The organism is Mesorhizobium sp. M7A.F.Ca.US.010.02.1.1 (genome assembly GCF_004023085.1).
GTDB lineage: Bacteria > Pseudomonadota > Alphaproteobacteria > Rhizobiales > Rhizobiaceae > Mesorhizobium.
In genome coordinates this window covers 1-16,509 of record NZ_RZRV01000072.1, presented here as the reverse complement: position 1 = coordinate 16,509, position 16,509 = coordinate 1, and the positions used below count along the sequence as shown (strand labels likewise).

Genomic DNA, 16,509 nt, shown 5'->3' with positions numbered 1-16,509 from the left:
TTCTATGACAGCGCGGCGAGCTTTTCGCCGGCGGCGGGGCCGAGCAGCCGCGTCAGCGCGCCGCTGCGCGTCCTGGCCAGCTGGCCGATGGTCTCGACGCCGATTTCCGCCAGCCGCGCTTTGGTCGCCGAGCCGACGCCCCACATCAGCCCGACCGGCAGGTCGTGCAGGAAAGCGAGCTCGCTGCCGGGTTCGACGACCACCAGCCCATCGGGTTTTGCCACCTGCGAGGCGATCTTGGCCAGATGCTTGGTGCGGGCGACGCCGATCGAGATCGGCAGGCCGAGTTCGGCGCGTACCCGGCTGCGGATCGTCGTGGCGATCTCCTGTGGGGAGCCGAACAGATGCGTGCAGCCGGCAACGTCGGCAAAGGCCTCGTCGATGGAGATGCGCTCGACCAATGGCGTAAAATCGTCGAGCACCTTGATCGCCGCGTCGCCTAGCCGCTGGTAATGGCTGAAATTGCCACCGACGAAGATCAGATGCGGGCAGAGTTCGCGCGCCTTGCGCCCGGGCATGCCGCCGCGCACGCCGAAGGCGCGGGCCTCGTAGGAAGCGGCGAGCACGACACCGCCGCCCACCGCGATCGGCTTGCCGCGCAGCGACGGATCGAGCAACTGCTCGACCGAGGCGTAGAAAGCGTCGAGATCGGCATGCAGGATGGTGGCTGTCGTTTCCATCCCGACCGCACATCCGCAGTTGCTGATAGGTTGGAACAAATAAAGAACAAAGGTGGATCGTTGTCAAGCGAAGGGCGCAACAGCCATGCCGGTTCGGCCTGAACGCAACCGCCTAGACAATATGCTCCGCTCGCAGCGCCGCTTTCATCCTTTCCAGCGCCGTTTCGCCGCCTGCCGCCAGTTCGTCGGCAATCCTGGCCAGCTTGTCGTCGGGCTTGCGGTGCTTGCTGCCCCAGGCGCCGAGCGTCGCCAGCACCGGCAACAGGTCGATGCCTGCTTCGGTCAGCCGGTAGACGGTTCTCAAGCCATGCGTCGGGTCGTCGCTTCGGGTGAGGATGCCCTCCTCCTGAAGCGTTTGCAGTCGCTCGGCCAGCGTGCGCGAGGAGATGCCTTCGTCGGATTGCAGGAATTCGCGAAAGTGCTTTTTCCCGGCGAAGACCATGTCGCGGACGATGAGCAGCGTCCAGCGGTCGCCGATCAGTTCGAGTGACAGGTTGATCGGGCAGCCGGACTTTTCGCGCGTCGACATCTATGGTTCCATTTTTAAATCACTTTACTATTGACATCATTTTGGCCTTGCGTCAACGGTTCCAAATGTAAACTGTTTTGCGATGGCCCTGAGGAGAATGACGGTGAAAAAGCTGGTCCTGCAGATGCAGATGTCGGTCGACGGCTTTGTCTGCGCCAATGAGGACCATTCCTGGCAGCTCTGGGAGTGGGGTGACGAGAGCGCCTGGGACGGTGCGCTGAAGCAGGACTTTAACGCCGTCTTCGCAGGCGTCGATACCATCCTGCTCAGCCGCAAGATGGCGCAGGAGGGCTATCTCACCCATTGGGGCAATGCGGCGAAGAAGTTTCCGCGCGATCCGTTCTACGCCTTTGCGCAGCGCATCGTCGACTCCCGCAAGGTGGTGCTCAGCAACAAGCTCAAGCAATCGGCCTCGGAGCCGGCTTGGGAGCGCACCAGTTTGGCCAGCGGCGACCTGCCGCGCGAAGTCAATGCGCTGAAAGCGGGCGAGGGCGGCGACATGGCGGTGTTCGGCGGCGCCGGTTTCGCGTCGGCGCTGATCGCGGCCGGGCTGGTCGACGAGTTCCAGCTTTTCATCAACCCGGCGGTGCTGGGTGCGGGCCGCCGGATTTTCGATCAGGGTGGTTTCCAAAACCTAAGGCTGCTCGGCTCGACGGCCTATGCCTGTGGCATGGTGGTCAGCCGCTATGCGCCGGCGGGGTGAGGGGGACCTCCATCTTCTCCCTGCTCACTTCGCATCGTGAAAAATAATCCCGACCGTGTGGCGCATGCCTGAGCGCAGCCGGCTGACGCCATGGCGCAGGTTGACTCGGTAATTGCCTTTGGTGCCCTGCACCGGCCGGTTGTGAACGGCGAAGACAACGGCGTCGCCCTGGCGCAGCGGCACCACTTCGACCCGGCTCTGCATGCGCGGGCGCTGCTCGGTCAGCGCGAACTCGCCGCCATTGAAATCCCGGCCCGGTTCGGAGAGCAGGATCGCCACCTGCAGCGGAAAGGCGAGGTCGCCATAGAGATCCTGGTGCAGGCAGTTGAAGTCGCCAGGCACATATTGCAGCAGCAGCGGCGTCGGCCGTGTCTGGCCGGCGGCATGGCACTGATCGAGAAACGCGGCATGCGTCGCGGGATAACGCATGGCCTGCCCCATGCGCTCGTTCCACCGATTGGCGACCTCGGCCAGCCTGGGATAGAGCGCGCTGCGCAGGCCACCCAGGAGGTCGGGCAAGGGATAGCGGAAATAGCGGTACTCGCCCTTGCCGAAGCCATGCCTGGCCATATGAATGTGGCTGCGGAAATATTTCTCATCCGAATAGAGGTCGGCGATCCGCCGGCACTCCTCGGGCGACAACAGCTTTTCGATCACGGCACAGCCGAAGCCGTCGAGTTCGGCGGCAAGGGCGGGCCAGTCGTAATCGGCGATGCGCGTCCCGGCGGCTTCAACCGCCGATGCGGCAACCTTGGCATGGGCGTTCATATCGTAGCCTCCTTGTCGAGCAGCGCGCGTTTGCGTTCGACACCCCAGCGGTAACCGGCCAGTGAGCCGTCGGCGCGGACGACACGGTGGCAGGGAATGCCCAGCGCGATTGCGTTGGCCGCACAGGCCGTCGCCACGGCGCGGGCGCCGTTCGGCTGGCCGAGACTGCGGGCCAGTGCGGTGTAGGTGATGGTGGCGCCGCACGGGATGCTGCGCAGCACATCCCAAACCTGTTGCTGGAATGGCGTGCCGTGGCGCAGGTCGAGCGGGAGGTCGAGGCCGACGCTGGGCGTCTCGATGAAGCGCGCGATTGCCGCGAGATCGTCGCGCAAGGTGGCCTCGTCTTCGACCAGTACCTTGCCCGGGAAGCGATGGCCAAGGTCCTGCTCCAGCGCCTCTGCATCCGAGCCGATCAGGATGGCGCAGACGCCGATATCGCTGCGCGCGGCGAGGATGTTGCCGATCGGGGATTCGCCGATGGCATAGCTTATGGTGTCGAAGGCATTGGGGACGCTCGCCGGCGGCGCCATTTGGGTTTGCGTGAGGTTCATTGCGTTTACTCCTTTGTCTGTGCGTGAACCCTACAGAGACGGCTTCTCGCGCTCACTCCGGTGCTTGCTTTCAAATTCGAATTTCGAAGGTAGGCGAACCGTTCTACGCGACACGAGTAACAGCGACCTCGCCGAGCAAAAACACCTCACCCGTCAACAACCGCAGCTCGATCTCGCCGGCCGCGGTGCGGCTCCATTCGGCTCTGCCGTGATCGACCATCTCGCCAATGGCCGCCATCACCAGTAACTTCGAGCCTTCGGCGCGCCGGCTGTCGGCAGCTTGGGTCCGGCCGGTCGCATCGGTGGTGGGAGACCTTGCCATCGCGCGCATTGCCGGTCCTCGTCAGGCCCGCACCGACCGGTTGGCATTGTCGGACGCCGCCTCACGCTCCAGCAGTGCGCGCTTGCGCTCAACGCCCCAGGCGTAGCCGGACAGGGCGCCATCCTTGCGGATCACGCGATGGCAGGGGATGGCGACGGCATGATTGTTGGCGGCGCAAGCGGCGGCGATGGCGCGGGTTGCCGTCGGCGCGCCGATGCGCTGCGCGATCTCGGCATAGGAAACCGTGCGGCCGACCGGGATGTCTTGTAAAGCCTGCCAGACACGCTGCTGGAAGGCGGTGCCGCGCACGTCGAGCGGCAAATCGAGACCGAGCGCCGGAACCTCGACGAAACCGACGACGCGGGCGACCAGCGCCTCATAGTCACGGTCGCCGCCGATCAGCCGCGCGTTGGGGAAACGGTCCTGCAGGTCACGCACCAGCGCGTCGGGATCGTCGCCGAGCAGGATCGAGGCGACGCCTTTTTGGCTCGAGGCGACCAGGATGGTACCGAGCGAGGATTCGCCAACGGCAAAGCGGATTTCTTCATGGGCGCCGCCGGCCCGATAGCGCGTCGGCGTCATGCCGAGCATGCCGGTCGATTTCTCATAGAAACGCCCGCTCGAATTGAAGCCGGCATCGTAGATCGCCGTCCTCACGCTGGCGCCGTCTTCCAGGCCACGGCGGACCCTGGCGGCGCGGTGCGCGGCGGCATACTCCTTCGGCGTCAGCCCGGTGACGGCCTTGAAGATGCGGTGGAAATAGCCGGCGCTGAGGCCGGCGGCGTCCGCCAATTCAGCGAGCGACGGTTCTTCCTCGCTCTGCTCGATCCTGCGGCAGGCGTCGGCGACCATCGCGGCGTTGCCGGCCTCGAGCGATGGGCCATCCGGATTGCAGCGCCGGCACGGGCGAAAGCCGGTCGCCCTGGCCTGATCCAGCGTGCCGTGCAACTGCACATTCCTGGGGTTGGCGCGCCGCGACGGGCAGGAAGGCCGGCAATAGACACCGGTTGTCGCCACCGAATACCAGAACTCGCCGTCGGCCGATTTGTCGCGCGCGACGATGCGCGCCCAGCGCGGATCGTCGGCAACCGGCAGCGGCGTGGATTTGAGATTCTTGGCCAGGGTGACGAACATGGCCGCATTGAAGCCGCCAAAAGCCGGCCTCGCCACCCGTTTCCTGCCAAGAGCCCCACTCTCCTAAGCCGCGCGTTTGGGCTCCACCGCGACGCGCTGAGCCCGAGCCAGGTCTGCATCTTCCTGCCAATGGCCTGGTCGCCGGTCAGGGCAACCTTGGCGCCGGCCTTCTCGACGGTCAGCAGTCCCATCCAGATCGCCGTCATGGTGTGCAGATCGGTCGAGACGTAAAGGTCGACGTCGAAGCCCGGATCGTACCAGCACAGATCGACCTCGCCGTGCTTCTCGACGATCAGCCACCACGACCGTTTGGACGCCGGTAGGTCCTGATACAGAAATTGTATCACCGTGCGGCCCTCGGGCAGCGGCGAGGGATTCAAATTGCGCCGCATGTCCCACATCAGCAACGACGGATCGAGGTTTTTCAGCGACAGCCGGGACTCGACCCATTTCTGTCCCCAGAAGCCCATCGCCTCGACGACGGGACGCAAATCCCGGCCGGCTTCTGTCAGCCGATATTCGAAGATGCCTCTCTCGCCCGGCACTTCCTTGCGCTCGATGATCCCCGCCAGTTCGAGCTCCTTCAGCCGTTGCGACAGAAGGGTCGGCGACATTTTCGGCACGCCGCGGCGCAGGTCGTTGAAGCGGGTCGAGCCCGCCACCAGCTCGCGCAGCAGCACCATCGTCCAGCGGGTGCAGAGCACCTCGGCTGCCATCGATAGCGGGCAGAATTGCTTGTATCCGTGCTGGGTCATGATTGGCGCCTCTCCCTCGAAACCAGGGCCGAATATTAGGCCTTCATGAATGAGCCGGCCAGTACGGAAACTGTACTACCCCAGTACAGATCGCGGACTGGTTGGCGAGGGCCCTGCCATGCGAGCCCTTTGGCCGGTGCACGGGACACCCCTTGCGCCGCAACCAGGAGACTATCCATGACCGCATACGTTATCGCAGACATCAAGATAAACGACCCGCAATGGGTGCCGGCCTACGCAGCATCGGTGCATGACCTCGTCCACAAGCATGGCGGCAGATATCTGTCGCGCAGCGGCAATGTGAAAACGCTCGAAGGCAAGCCGCTCGACACCACGCTGATCGCCCTGATGGCGTTCCCCTCGGAAGCGGCGGCCCGCGCCTTCACCAACGATCCGGCCTATGCGCCCTTCGTTTCGGCCCGTCAGGGCGGCAGCGACAGCCGTTTCCAGATGATCGACAACACCGATCTGGCCGGAACGATCCCGTACCTGCCGAAGGGATGACCATTCCTGGCATCGTTTTCGGGATCTCCAAGCAACAACAGTCACAGCGCTTGCCTGCCGGGCCTCCGTATTTTCGGCGGCCGGCCAGCTGTGCTTTTTCAAGAAGAATGGAATGAAGATGATATCGAACTTTCTCAACAGGCCAAATTTTCGCTGCAGACTTGTCATGGCCGGGGCCATGCTGGCCGTCTGCACCAGCTTCGCACAGGCGCATCAGGAAGCGGCCGCGCTTGCGTCCGTCCCCAATCCGCTGGCTGACAAGGTGCGGGCTGCCAACAGCCGGTTTCTCGACGTCAAGGCCGCTACATCAGAGGGCTATGCGCCCATTCCCTGCGCCAGCGGCATCACCGGCGGCGCCATGGGCATCCACTATGTCAACGGCGGATATCTGAAGGACGACAAGATCGATATCGCCCGGCCTGAGGCCGTGATGTACGAGCCGATGGCCGACGGCACGCTGCAACTGGTGGCGGTCGAATACATCACCTCGAAGGGGCCGGCGTCGCTGGACGGACAGCTGTTCAATTTCAACAGCGCGCCCAACCGCTATGGCCTGGGCGAATTCTACGAACTGCATGTCTGGGCCTGGAAGGGCAACCCGACCGGCACTTTCGCCGACATGAACCCGAAAGTGTCATGCGAACACACGATGGCGCCGAGCCAGTAAGCAATGAAGCCAGGCGGCGTCAATGCCGCCTGGTCGCCCTCCGTGACAGTTGGCAGCTCCGGCCCAGCGGCCGCTTTCGGCGAGGAAAAGCCGGGGAGGTGCGTGCCGCTGGCGCTCCTCGCGGCGTCAGGCAGGTACGGTCTTTATGCCGCTTGATCCGGGATCGCCAATCCCACCTCGGCGGTATCCCGGCTCGCTTGCGGCAAGACGAAGCGTCCCGTCACGTACCAGAGCAGGGACACCACGAGAATCGAGAGATAGCCATCCACGGCATAGTGCCAGCCGGTGTAAACCGAACCGAACAGGATGAAGGCCGCGAAGGACCAGCCGGCGATTGCCCACCCGCGGCCGAATTGGGCCAGGAAGAATGCGTTGAGCGTGGCGATCGCAACATGCATGCTGGGCATGGCCGAGATGCCGCCGCCGAGTTCCGGGCGGCCACTCTGGTAGGCTGTAAACAGATAATCGGCGTACAGATGGACCGACGCGCCGTAGCCCTTCTGCGCCAGGGCGGCCTGCAGCGCGACAAACCGGTCGCCGCCGTAGATTTGGTCGTGGAATATCGGGCCGGCGGACGACAGCAGGGTCGCAAGAACGGTGCCGCACAGCATCGTGGTCAGCGCGAATGCCCATAGGTAGCGCAAACGCCCGACCGGATTGTTCCAGAAGGCGACGAAGAGCACGGCGCCGAACCATTGCAGAAGCCAGCCATAACCATAGCCGGCGAAAATGGCGACCGACACCGGTTCGGAAACGATGCTGTGCGCCCATGTCCAGGGATCGGCGCCATGCAGCCGAAGATCGAGGTCCGCCAGGGCGCGGTCGGCGTAGAACGGCACCATGTCCGGGATGGCGACCTTCAAGGTGGTGAATGCGGTGACGCCGAGAAAGAACAAGAAGATGACGGGTGCGGCTGCAAGCCAGCGGTGCCTGAGTACGCCGAGGATGAACCTCGTCGGCGCATGCCGGGCAAATGCCAGCCCCGCCACACCAAGGCCCGCCGCCAGAAGCGCGGGCAGGAAAAAGGCGAACGGCTTGGCATAGGATTGCGCCAGATGCAGGTAGCGGTCCGGCTGCAGGCAAACAGCGGTCACGGCATAGGTCAGACACAAGGCAACCAGCAGCCAGCCGCTCCTGGTTGTCGCGATGTCGAGGTCAAGGATGGCAGCTGGGCGGCGATTGTTGCCGTGCTGACCTGTGTGCTCACTCATCGAAGGACATCCCGCCGTTGTCCAGAAAAATAATTGGATTATTTCGCAGGCGATATATTACCATCAGGTTACACTTGTGTGCGAATAGATCTCCAAATATTAGACCGATAGATGCTTGTTGGCAAAGAGTCTGTTTACGAAAGCGTTGCGCCGCCCTCTTTGTCTCTGCAACGCGATCATCGGCGCCGCCGATGATCCGGGATCATCGGATTGGCCGATGACCTGGAGCCATGACTAGGAAGATCCGGCCGATGCGAAACTCCGGTTCTTGCCGGCGAATCGAAGAGCAGAGGCGGCAGGCGGGGAGCCAACAAAGCAGCCCGCCATCGCCGCGGTAACTGTTTCTTCTCTGGTTTTGCCGCAGATTGCCCCGCGGTGGAGCAGGCGAAGCAGACGATGGCGCGTCAGGGCAAGAAAAGTCGCAATGGAACGTTCTGGGCCAAGGCCCTGGAGCGCGCCCATCTCGGCGTTTGGGACTGGGATCTTGTAACCGGCGACTGCTTCTATTCCGCGACCTGGGCGCGGATGCTGGGCTACGATGAGAGCGAACTTGCCGACACCAGCGACCTGTGGCTGCAACTGACCCATCCCGACGACCGCGAGCGGGCGCTGGCCAGCGGCGACCGCCACATTGCCGGCCTGACCGACGCCATCGAGACCGAATTGCGGCTGAAGCACAAGCAGGGACACTGGGTGTGGGTGCTCGATCGCGGCGGCGTCGTCGAGCGCGACGCGATGGGAAAGCCGCTCAGGCTGATGGGTGTGCAGACCGACATCTCCAAGCAGAAGGCCGCCGAAGCCGAACTCGAGCAGGTCAATGTGCGCTTCCGCCTGGCGCTCGCCGCCAGCGGCACCGGCATCTGGCATCACGACCTCGCCACCGGCAAAAGCTATTGGGACGAACGCACCAGGGAGATTTTCGGGCTTGTCTCCGACATCGCCGAAGTCGAGCGCGACCACTGGTTCGGCTATCTGCATCCGGACGACAAGGAGGCCGCGTCGCGCGCACATCTGGTGCCGCTCGAAACGGACAAGGTCACCGCCGTGCAATACCGCATCGTCCGGCGCGACGGAGAGGTCCGGCACATAGAATCCCTGCTGCGTTTCATCGCCGACCCGCAGATCCCGGACCGCCGGTTGGCGGGGCAGATCCTGGGCACGGTGCGCGACATCACCGAAGACAAGCAGCGTGAGCAGGAGCTTGCCTATGCGGCCCGCCACGATGCGCTCACCGGTCTCTGGAACCGTGCCGCGTTCGACCGGCTGCTGGCCGATCACATCGCGGCCGCGCAGCGGCTGCCGCTCTCCGTGTTCTATGTCGATCTCGACTACTTCAAGGCGCTCAATGATTTTGCCGGCCACGCGGCCGGCGACCTGGCACTGAAAAGCGTTGCCCAAGGCATTCTGGGCTGCCTTCCCCCGACGGCGCATGCCGCGCGCCTGGGCGGTGACGAGTTCGCGCTGCTGATGCCCAATTGCGATACGGCGCAGGCCGGGCGGCTGGCCGACGCGGTACTTGCCGCGGTTCGCGATGCCGAACTAGGATCGACGGCCACGTCGCGCAAGCTGGCGGCCTCGATCGGCATCGCTTTCGTCGATGATGCAAACACGACGGTGGCCGACGCGCTGGCCTGCGCCGACGACGCCTGCTACGCGGCCAAGGCCGCCGGGCGAAACCGATTTGCCTTCTTCTCCACCGATACGGCATCGGGTTCGGGTGGCCTCAACGCGGCGCGCGTCGTCGCCGATACGGTCGATGCCATGGAAGACGGGAGGCTGAAGCTGTTTGGCCAGGAAATCCATCGGCTGGGCCGTCCCTGGCTGGAAAGCCGCCATGTCGAAGTGTTGGCCAGGCTCGCCGCCCGCAACGGCCGGCTGGTGCCACCCGGCGAGTTCATTCCGGTGGCCGAGCGGTTCGGCATCGCGTCGCGGCTCGACCGCTGGATCATCCGCACCGCGCTGTCGCGGCATGGTGCCGCCTTGCGTTCGGGGGCGTTGACGCTTGGCTTCAATCTGTCGGCGCAGACGCTGAGCGACCCGCAGCTTTGGGACTTCGTGGACAACGTCATAGAAGAAACCGGGGCGCCGCATTCGGGCATCGGCTTCGAGATCACCGAAACCGCCGCCGTCACCAATTTCGACGCCGCCGAACAGTTTGTGCGCAAGGCGCGCGAGCGGCGCTGCCGGGTCAGCCTCGATGATTTCGGCGCTGGTATGAGCTCGTTCGAATATCTCCGGCGGTTCCCCGTCGACGCGATCAAGATCGACGGTTCCTTCATTGAGCACATCACGCAAAGCCGTTTCGACCGCGAGATCGTGCTGGCCATCACCAGCATCGCCCGCAGCCTCGGCTGTGACGTGGTCGGCGAGAAGATCGAACAGCAGGACACGCTGGCCATGTTGAGCGACATGGGTGTCGCCTTCGGCCAGGGATTTTTGCTGCACCGGCCAGAGCCGCTGGAACGAATTGTCGCGCGTGCGACCAAGGGAGCGACGGCCCGCAAGGCATCGTGATCCAGGTGCGGCGAGTTTCAGGCCAAGCCGAACTGACCTGAAACTCGCCGCATTCTATCCGGTTCGGCGCGCCGTCGATTGCGGAAACTCCAGCACTCCAGCCTCGGGTCGCCTGTGCTGCGCTTCCGTCACCGCTTCGATCAACAGATCGAGCGCTTCGCAGGCCGTGCGACTCGTCTCGTCGTTGCCTTGCAGATAATGATAGGCGCGTTCGAGGTGGATGCGGGCGGCTGAAAAATCGCTGGTCAATGGTCCCTCCATGATCCCGCCCTAGAAAACCTTGCCGGAGACGAGGGAACGCCGGGTAAATATCCACAAGCGGCTTTTATTCAAATGCCGCCGAATGTTGCGGGGAGGCGCGCTGCCGATCCCCCGTGTGGGGGAGATGTCCAGCAGGACAGAGGGGGCGCTGTCCCGCCGACCTGAACAATCAGATTTTCGACCTGTTTCGCAGCCTGCATTGATGAGATTGACGATCAGAGAGGCTTGCGATCTGTCACTCCCTCTGCCCTGCCGGGCATCTCCCCCACGAGGGGGGAGATTGGCGGTTTCACCGCCGCATGATTAGACTGTCACTTCCTGTGCAAGGTGAGACCGATGATCGTCCAGGCCTGCATCAACGGCGCGCGTCCGCGCGATTTCCACCCGAAGCTGCCGCTGACTGCCGAGGCAATGGCCAGCGATGCGGCAGCCTGCGTCGCCGCTGGAGCGGCCGAACTGCACATCCATCCGCGCGGCACTGACGGGCGCGAAAGCCTGGCAGCCGTCGATGCCACCGTGCTGGCGGTGCGCCGGACCTGCCCGGGAACACTGGTTGGCGTGTCGACCGGCGCCTGGATCGAGGACGACGTCGAGCGGACCCGCACGGCGATCGCAGGCTGGCGAGGCCTGCCCGACTATGCCTCGGTCAACGTGTCCGAACCGGATGCGCCCGCCGTGATGGAACTGCTGCGCCAGCGTGGAGTCGGCATCGAGACGGGGCTTGCCGTCGTCGCCGATGCCGAGCGCTTCGTAGCGCTTGCCGGCCACGACCAGGTGCTGCGCATTTTGATCGAGATCGACATCCAGGACCTGTCCGCTGCACTCGACGAAGCGCATGGCATCGTCGCCGTGCTCGAGCGCGCCGGGGTACGGCGGCCGATCCTGCTGCATGGCGTCGATGCAACTGTCTGGCCCTTCATCAAGGTTGCGCATCGCAAGCGCTGGTCGACACGGGTCGGTCTGGAAGACGGCAAGACGCTCGCCGATGGAACTGTGGCGAAGGACAACGCGGCGATCGTCGCTGCCGCCGTGGCGATCTTTCGCGGCTAGTTTTCCAGAATGATCTGGATCGCCTTATCCACCACCGGATGCAAGCCGCTAGCCTGGAAGGACAGTCGGTTGCCGGAGCCGACATTGCTGGTCATGGCGATGGTCAGCTCTGAGATCGGGTCATGCAGCATGACGGCGACGTAGCCGGGGATACTGCCCTGGTGGCCGTAAAAGGCGCGGTTGGCGTAGGCGCTCTGGAACATGCCGGCGCCGGTCTCGCGCATGCGGGTGCCCGGAAAACTCGCTGGCACGCGGTGTTCGAACATCTCGGCGAAGAACGGCGGCGACAGCACTCTGCCGGAAAAGAGACCGCGCATGAAGCTCACCATGTCGGACGGCGTCGACACCATGTCGCCGCAGCCATAAGCGGCGCCGAACGGGAAGGAATCGGAAGAATCCTGCAATTCGTCGGAGTAGCGCAGCACGCCGTCCATGCGCCACATCTCGCCGCCGGAGGCGATGTCGGTGGGCGCATTCGCCGGCGGCGGGGGGCGGTGGTAGTAGCCACGCACCATCGACTTTTCCGGAAAGGCTTCGGTGGCCGGCGACCAGGTATTCTCCAAGCCGAGCGGCTGCAGCACCGCGCTTCTGACATAGCCGCCCAGCGACTGGCCTGTCACCGCCTCGATCACCATGCCGGCCAGCACATAGCCGGTGTTGTTGTAGACGGCGGGTCCGCCCGGCGCCTTCTGCTTGTCGGAAGCGAAGGCTATGTCGACCAGTTGCCGCGGCGTCCATTGCCGGCTCGGATCCATCGGAATGTAATATTCGAACTCCGGCAGGCCGCTGCGGTGGTTGATCAACTGGCGCACCGAAATGTCTTTTGCTTCCGGCAGGTAAGGAAACCAGCCGGAGATCGGCGCTCCGAGATCGAGCTTGCCGTCCTGGGCGAGCTTGGCCAGGGCCGCGGCAACGAAGGTCTTGGTGCAGCTGCCGATCTTGAACAGGCGTTCAGGCGAGACGGCAATGCCATGCTCCCGGTCGGCTAGGCCGGCGGTCAGGGCGGTTGGTGCGGCGCCAGTGGAGTATGCGAGTGATGCGCCTACCGCGCCATCGGTGAGATAGGTCTTGAGGAGGGCGTTCAGGTCTTCACGCATGGATTCTGCTTTCGCCGCTAAATTGCTGGTTTCATAGATGATGTCGGTGCGTCCTCGGGCCGAGCCCGAGGGCAGGGTCGCCAAGCTTCACTCCGCCATATCGACATCGGCAAAGTTCTGCCGGCCGAAGGGGTCGAGCACGTAGTTGAGCACGCTCTTGCGGATCGGGATCGCCACCACCGAATGGGCGATCGGCGCCACCGGCACCTCAACCTTCAGGATCGCTTGCGCCCTGGCATAGATGTCGGCGCGCTGTTTCGGATCGGCGGCGACGCGGCCGTCCTGCAGCAGCTTCTCGAAATCCTTGTCGCACCAGCGCGAGCGGTTGGAGCCGCCCTTCACGCCGTCGCAAGACAGCAGATAGCTCAGCATGTTGTCGGGGTCGCCATTGTCGCTGCTGCCGCCGAGCAGGTAGGCGTCCTGTTCGCCCGCCGCGGTGCGCTTGAGATATTCGCCCCATTCGAAGCTGACGATCTCGGCCTTGACGCCGACTTTCGCCCAGTCGGCCTGGATCATCTCGGCCATGCGCTTGGCGTTGGGATTGTAGGGCCGCGATACCGGCATCGCCCACAGGCTGATTTTCAGGTCGCTCTCGTGGCCGGCTTCCTTCAGCAGCGCCTTCGCGCCATCCGGGTCATAGTCGATGCCGGCATCGGTGACGGCGCCGATCTGCGCCGGCGGCACGACGCTGCCGGCGACCGTGCCGGCGCCGGCATAGACGGCGTCGACGATCGCCTTGCGGTCGACGGCCTTGGCCAGCGCCATGCGCACGCGCACATCGCCGAGCGGCTGATGTTCGACATTGAAGCCGAGAATGCCAATGTTCTGGCCCTTGAGGTCGAGCACGGTGATGTCGGGATCGGTGCGCAAATCGGCGACGGCGCTTGGCGGGGGCGGGGCGGCGACCTGGCACTCATTGGCCTTGAGACGCTCGACGCGCGTAGTCGGTTCGGGCGTAACGGCGAAGACCAGAGTGTCGATCTTCGGCGCGCCGCGCCAATAATCCTTGTTGGCGGCGTAGCGGATCTGGCTGTCGGGGACATAGGCCTGCAGCACGAACGGGCCGGTGCCCACGGGCTCGCTATCGATCAGTTCCGGCGTGCCGGCGGCGACCATCTTTTCAGTCTGCTCCAGGGACAGGATGGAGAGATAGTCGAGCGCAATGCCGGGCAGGAAGGTGACATTGGCAGCCGTCAGCGTGAAGCGCACGGTGTGGTCGTCGACCTTGTCGATCTTGTCGATCAGCGTGCCCATGCCCAGTGCGTTGAAATACTCGTAAGCGCCGCCGCCGAGCTTGTGGTAGGGATTGCTGGCGTCGCGCTGGCGGTTGAAGGTGTACAGCACGTCGTCGGCATTGAACTCGCGCGACGGTGTAAAGTGGTCGTTCGACTGGAATTTCACGCCGTGGCGTAGGTGGAAGGTGTAGATCTTGCCTTCGGCTGAGACCTCCCAGCTTTCGGCCAGCGCCGGCCCGACTTCGGTCGTGCCAGGCTTGAACTCGACCAGCCGGTTGAAGATCGTCTTGGCGGCGGCATCCATGGTGGAGTCCGCCGTGCCGATCGCCGGGTTGAAGGTCTCGGGATTGGCTTCCGAGCAATAGACCAAGGTTTTGGCGTAGGCCTGTCCGCCAAGAAGGACGGACGAGGCCAGCAAGGACGAGGTAAGGACTGCGCGCAGAACGGATTTCATCGCAAACGCTCCTGATGACACTTTACGGGTTGGGGGAAGGGCAGGCCGGTGAAGTTCATGGCGTCGCCGCCGGGGTGATGAAACGGTTGGGCGCAAGCGCGGCGGACGTGATACCGCGTGCCGTGAGATCGTCCGGCAGCGGCTGGCCGCGCAGCAGCACTGAGCCCAGCCGCGCCAGCGTCAGCGACACCTGGAAACCGTAGCCGCCCTGGCCGCCAAGCCAGAAGAAGCCGGGCAGGCGAGGGTCGAAACCGATGACCGGCGTGCGGTCAGGCGAAAAGGTGCGCAGGCCCGCCCAGGGCGTCGACGGACGGCCGATGCGCAGCGACGTCGCCTGTTCGATGCGGTCGACGGCGATGGCGACGTCGATGTCTTCCGGATAGGTGTCGCAGGGTTCGGAATCGGTCTCGTCGGCCAGCGAGCCGATCAGCCTGCCGGCATCGGGCTTGAAGTAGAATTGTTCATGCAAATCGACCACCAGCGGCCAGGCGCTGATGTCCATGCCGGCGGGCGGATCGAACAGGAAGGCGGTGCGGCGCTTCGGCCGGAAGCCGAGACCGGAGAGACCGGCCAGCCCGGCGACGACATCGACCCAGGCGCCAGCGGCGTCGACGACGATGTCGGCCTGGTAGGCGCCGGCACTGGTGGTGACGCTGAAGCCGTTTGCGACGCGGGAAATCTCCAGCACTTCCTCGCCGGTGCGGATCACGCCGCCGCCGGCCTTGAGCGCGGAGGCTGAAGCCGCAAGCATCTTTCCCGTGTCGACATCGAGCGCGCCGGGTTCATGCACGCCGCCGCAAGTGGTTGCCGTGGCGATGACCGGCACCAGAGCGGTGACTTCTGCTGCTGACAGGCGCCGTACGCTCGGCACCAGTGCCTGCATCTCGGCCGCCATGCGGTCGACGGCTGCACTGTCTTCGACACCGCCGACGTGCAGCGCGCCGCGCCGGTGGGCGGCGAAGCCGCCATCGATGATCGCCTGTCGGCTGGCCAGCGACAGCGCCCGCACCAGTGCATTGCCATAGGTTTCTGAAAACAGCGCGGCCGAGCGGCCGCTGGCGTGATAGCCGAGATGCGGCTCGCGCTCGAGCACTGTGACCTCGGCCCAGGGCTGCACGGCAGCCGCCAGCGAAAGGCCGGCAATGCCGCCGCCGATGACGACGATTTTTTGGATAGACTTGGATTGCATGCCCTAGGGGTAGAAATAATTTCGTATCCAGTCAATATTTAGCGTATAAGAAAATTGTTGGTGTTGTTGATGGCGGCAGAGAGTTGGACTACCTAGGGTGGACTGGCGGCTCGATGGGCCGCGCAACGGAGCTGACGATGTCGGAGCAACCGAACCTCGGTGATTGTCTGCGCGGCTTGAGGAAAACGCATGGCTGGACCTTGCAGGAGGTCAGCACGCTGACCGGCGTCGCGGTGTCGACGCTGTCCAAAGTCGAGAACGACCAGATGTCGCTGAGCTACGACAAGCTGCTGCAGATCTGCGAGGGGCTGAACATCCATGTCACCGAGCTGCTCAGCGGCGACCGCAAGCAGCCGGCCGCGCGCACCCGTCGTTCGGTGACTTCGCAGTCCAACACGCTGCGCCAGCTGACCCGCAACTACGACTACCGCTATCTGGCCACCGATCTGGTGCGCAAGCGCATGGTGCCGATCCACGCCTATGCACGCGCCCGCACGCCGCAGGAATTCGGCCCGCTGACCAGGCATGCCGGCGAGGAATTTTTGATCGTGCTCAAGGGCGAGATCGAACTGCACACCGACCAGTACGCGCCGGTGCGGCTGAAACAGGGCGACAGCGTCTACATCGATTCCACCATGGGTCATGCCTACCTCTCGGTCGGCGAGGGCGACGCCGAGATGCTGTGCGTCTGCTCCGGCGACGAGCCTGACATGGAAGGCACATTGCTGAGTGTGCTGGAGACGGTGGAGGGGTAGGGCTGGCCCTGACATTCCCGACATTACGCCGCCCCTCATCTGGCTGCCGCCATCTTCTCCCCGCAAGGGCAGGGCTATCGCACATGGAATTCCTGAGATGTCTGCCCGGCACGGACCCCCACCCCTAACC

Annotated in this window: 16 protein-coding genes and 2 pseudogenes; 6 read left to right on the top strand and 12 right to left on the bottom strand. The window is 64.3% G+C overall.

What is annotated here, in order from left to right:
• Positions 1 to 5: 5 nt before the first annotated feature.
• Both EOA19_RS33745 and EOA19_RS33740 read right to left on the bottom strand, forming a co-directional pair.
• A pseudogene (locus EOA19_RS33745) lies at positions 6 to 680 on the bottom strand (DNA polymerase IV); the annotation flags it as partial.
• A 112-nt stretch (positions 681 to 792) separates the two neighbouring features.
• The gene (locus EOA19_RS33740; protein WP_128306030.1) at positions 793 to 1,209 is read right to left on the bottom strand and encodes a helix-turn-helix domain-containing protein; all 417 of its coding nucleotides are present in this window, start codon (positions 1,207 to 1,209) and stop codon (positions 793 to 795) included.
• A gap of 103 nt (positions 1,210 to 1,312) precedes the next feature.
• Between EOA19_RS33740 and EOA19_RS33735 the strand changes: the two genes are divergently transcribed.
• Entirely contained in the window at positions 1,313 to 1,912 is a 600-nt protein-coding gene (locus EOA19_RS33735) for a dihydrofolate reductase family protein (protein ID WP_128306029.1), read from the top strand.
• Positions 1,913 to 1,936: 24 nt separating this feature from the next.
• Here the strand turns inward: EOA19_RS33735 and EOA19_RS33730 are convergent, their stop codons facing one another.
• The 5 genes and pseudogenes from EOA19_RS33730 to EOA19_RS33710 form a co-directional block, all read right to left on the bottom strand.
• The gene (locus tag EOA19_RS33730; RefSeq protein ID WP_128306028.1) at positions 1,937 to 2,680 is read right to left on the bottom strand and encodes a 2OG-Fe(II) oxygenase; all 744 of its coding nucleotides are present in this window, start codon (positions 2,678 to 2,680) and stop codon (positions 1,937 to 1,939) included.
• Positions 2,677 to 3,231 carry a methylated-DNA--[protein]-cysteine S-methyltransferase gene (locus tag EOA19_RS33725; RefSeq protein ID WP_128306027.1) on the bottom strand — a complete coding sequence of 185 codons (555 nt, stop codon included), beginning with the start codon at positions 3,229 to 3,231 and terminating at the stop codon, positions 2,677 to 2,679. Before EOA19_RS33725 ends, EOA19_RS33730 begins: the two co-directional genes overlap by 4 nt.
• 103 nt (positions 3,232 to 3,334) lie before the next feature.
• Positions 3,335 to 3,562 carry a hypothetical protein gene (locus tag EOA19_RS33720; protein ID WP_128306026.1) on the bottom strand — a complete coding sequence of 76 codons (228 nt, stop codon included), beginning with the start codon at positions 3,560 to 3,562 and terminating at the stop codon, positions 3,335 to 3,337.
• Between the two features lie 12 nt (positions 3,563 to 3,574).
• Positions 3,575 to 4,687 carry a bifunctional DNA-binding transcriptional regulator/O6-methylguanine-DNA methyltransferase Ada gene (ada, locus tag EOA19_RS33715; protein ID WP_164893118.1) on the bottom strand — a complete coding sequence of 371 codons (1,113 nt, stop codon included), beginning with the start codon at positions 4,685 to 4,687 and terminating at the stop codon, positions 3,575 to 3,577.
• 63 nt (positions 4,688 to 4,750) lie between these two features.
• Positions 4,751 to 5,442, bottom strand: a pseudogene (locus EOA19_RS33710) (helix-turn-helix domain-containing protein).
• Positions 5,443 to 5,619: 177 nt separating this feature from the next.
• On the opposite strand from EOA19_RS33710, the gene EOA19_RS33705 reads away from it, so the two are divergent.
• Together EOA19_RS33705 and EOA19_RS33700 are read left to right on the top strand one after the other, a co-directional pair.
• Complete coding sequence (locus EOA19_RS33705) at positions 5,620 to 5,946, top strand: DUF1330 domain-containing protein (RefSeq protein ID WP_023813864.1); 327 nt, start codon at positions 5,620 to 5,622, stop codon at positions 5,944 to 5,946.
• Positions 5,947 to 6,112: 166 nt separating this feature from the next.
• On the top strand, positions 6,113 to 6,613 hold the full coding sequence (locus tag EOA19_RS33700) for a hypothetical protein (protein ID WP_128306024.1): 501 nt from the start codon (positions 6,113 to 6,115) through the stop codon (positions 6,611 to 6,613).
• Positions 6,614 to 6,756: 143 nt separating this feature from the next.
• On the opposite strand, the gene EOA19_RS33695 is transcribed toward EOA19_RS33700, so the two are convergent.
• Positions 6,757 to 7,824, bottom strand: coding sequence for a phosphatase PAP2 family protein (locus tag EOA19_RS33695; protein ID WP_128306023.1), 1,068 nt, complete (start codon positions 7,822 to 7,824; stop codon positions 6,757 to 6,759).
• Positions 7,825 to 8,220: 396 nt separating this feature from the next.
• Between EOA19_RS33695 and EOA19_RS33690 the strand changes: the two genes are divergently transcribed.
• On the top strand, positions 8,221 to 10,338 hold the full coding sequence (locus EOA19_RS33690; RefSeq protein WP_128306022.1) for an EAL domain-containing protein: 2,118 nt from the start codon (positions 8,221 to 8,223) through the stop codon (positions 10,336 to 10,338).
• A gap of 54 nt (positions 10,339 to 10,392) precedes the next feature.
• On the opposite strand, the gene EOA19_RS33685 is transcribed toward EOA19_RS33690, so the two are convergent.
• The gene (locus tag EOA19_RS33685; protein WP_023813860.1) at positions 10,393 to 10,587 is read right to left on the bottom strand and encodes a hypothetical protein; all 195 of its coding nucleotides are present in this window, start codon (positions 10,585 to 10,587) and stop codon (positions 10,393 to 10,395) included.
• A gap of 348 nt (positions 10,588 to 10,935) precedes the next feature.
• On the opposite strand from EOA19_RS33685, the gene EOA19_RS33680 reads away from it, so the two are divergent.
• Positions 10,936 to 11,649 carry a 3-keto-5-aminohexanoate cleavage protein gene (locus EOA19_RS33680; protein WP_128306021.1) on the top strand — a complete coding sequence of 238 codons (714 nt, stop codon included), beginning with the start codon at positions 10,936 to 10,938 and terminating at the stop codon, positions 11,647 to 11,649.
• Here EOA19_RS33680 and EOA19_RS33675 read toward each other — a convergent pair.
• Genes EOA19_RS33675 through EOA19_RS33665 form a run of 3 tightly spaced genes read right to left on the bottom strand, consistent with a single transcriptional unit; the run spans position 11,646 to position 15,624 of the window.
• Entirely contained in the window at positions 11,646 to 12,830 is a 1,185-nt protein-coding gene (locus EOA19_RS33675) for a serine hydrolase domain-containing protein (protein ID WP_245486447.1), read from the bottom strand. The two genes, EOA19_RS33680 and EOA19_RS33675, sit on opposite strands and share 4 nt — an antisense overlap.
• Before the next feature lie 3 nt (positions 12,831 to 12,833).
• Complete coding sequence (locus EOA19_RS33670; RefSeq protein WP_128306020.1) at positions 12,834 to 14,435, bottom strand: ABC transporter substrate-binding protein; 1,602 nt, start codon at positions 14,433 to 14,435, stop codon at positions 12,834 to 12,836.
• 55 nt (positions 14,436 to 14,490) lie between these two features.
• A complete protein-coding gene (locus tag EOA19_RS33665) occupies positions 14,491 to 15,624 on the bottom strand; it encodes an FAD-binding oxidoreductase (protein WP_128306019.1) in 1,134 nt (377 codons plus the stop codon).
• Between the two features lie 137 nt (positions 15,625 to 15,761).
• Between EOA19_RS33665 and EOA19_RS33660 the strand changes: the two genes are divergently transcribed.
• Positions 15,762 to 16,379, top strand: coding sequence for an XRE family transcriptional regulator (locus EOA19_RS33660; RefSeq protein ID WP_128306018.1), 618 nt, complete (start codon positions 15,762 to 15,764; stop codon positions 16,377 to 16,379).
• Positions 16,380 to 16,509: the final 130 nt, after the last annotated feature.

Coding starts and splice junctions, on each gene's coding strand:
- EOA19_RS33740 (WP_128306030.1), bottom strand. CDS start 1,209: ATGTCGACGCGCGAAAAGTCCGGCTGCCCGATCAACCTGTCACTCGAA.
- EOA19_RS33730 (WP_128306028.1), bottom strand. CDS start 2,680: ATGAACGCCCATGCCAAGGTTGCCGCATCGGCGGTTGAAGCCGCCGGG.
- EOA19_RS33725 (WP_128306027.1), bottom strand. CDS start 3,231: ATGAACCTCACGCAAACCCAAATGGCGCCGCCGGCGAGCGTCCCCAAT.
- EOA19_RS33720 (WP_128306026.1), bottom strand. CDS start 3,562: ATGCGCGCGATGGCAAGGTCTCCCACCACCGATGCGACCGGCCGGACC.
- ada (WP_164893118.1), bottom strand. CDS start 4,687: ATGTTCGTCACCCTGGCCAAGAATCTCAAATCCACGCCGCTGCCGGTT.
- EOA19_RS33705 (WP_023813864.1), top strand. CDS start 5,620: ATGACCGCATACGTTATCGCAGACATCAAGATAAACGACCCGCAATGG.
- EOA19_RS33700 (WP_128306024.1), top strand. CDS start 6,113: ATGGCCGGGGCCATGCTGGCCGTCTGCACCAGCTTCGCACAGGCGCAT.
- EOA19_RS33695 (WP_128306023.1), bottom strand. CDS start 7,824: ATGAGTGAGCACACAGGTCAGCACGGCAACAATCGCCGCCCAGCTGCC.
- EOA19_RS33690 (WP_128306022.1), top strand. CDS start 8,221: ATGGCGCGTCAGGGCAAGAAAAGTCGCAATGGAACGTTCTGGGCCAAG.
- EOA19_RS33680 (WP_128306021.1), top strand. CDS start 10,936: ATGATCGTCCAGGCCTGCATCAACGGCGCGCGTCCGCGCGATTTCCAC.
- EOA19_RS33670 (WP_128306020.1), bottom strand. CDS start 14,435: ATGAAATCCGTTCTGCGCGCAGTCCTTACCTCGTCCTTGCTGGCCTCG.
- EOA19_RS33665 (WP_128306019.1), bottom strand. CDS start 15,624: ATGCAATCCAAGTCTATCCAAAAAATCGTCGTCATCGGCGGCGGCATT.
- EOA19_RS33660 (WP_128306018.1), top strand. CDS start 15,762: ATGTCGGAGCAACCGAACCTCGGTGATTGTCTGCGCGGCTTGAGGAAA.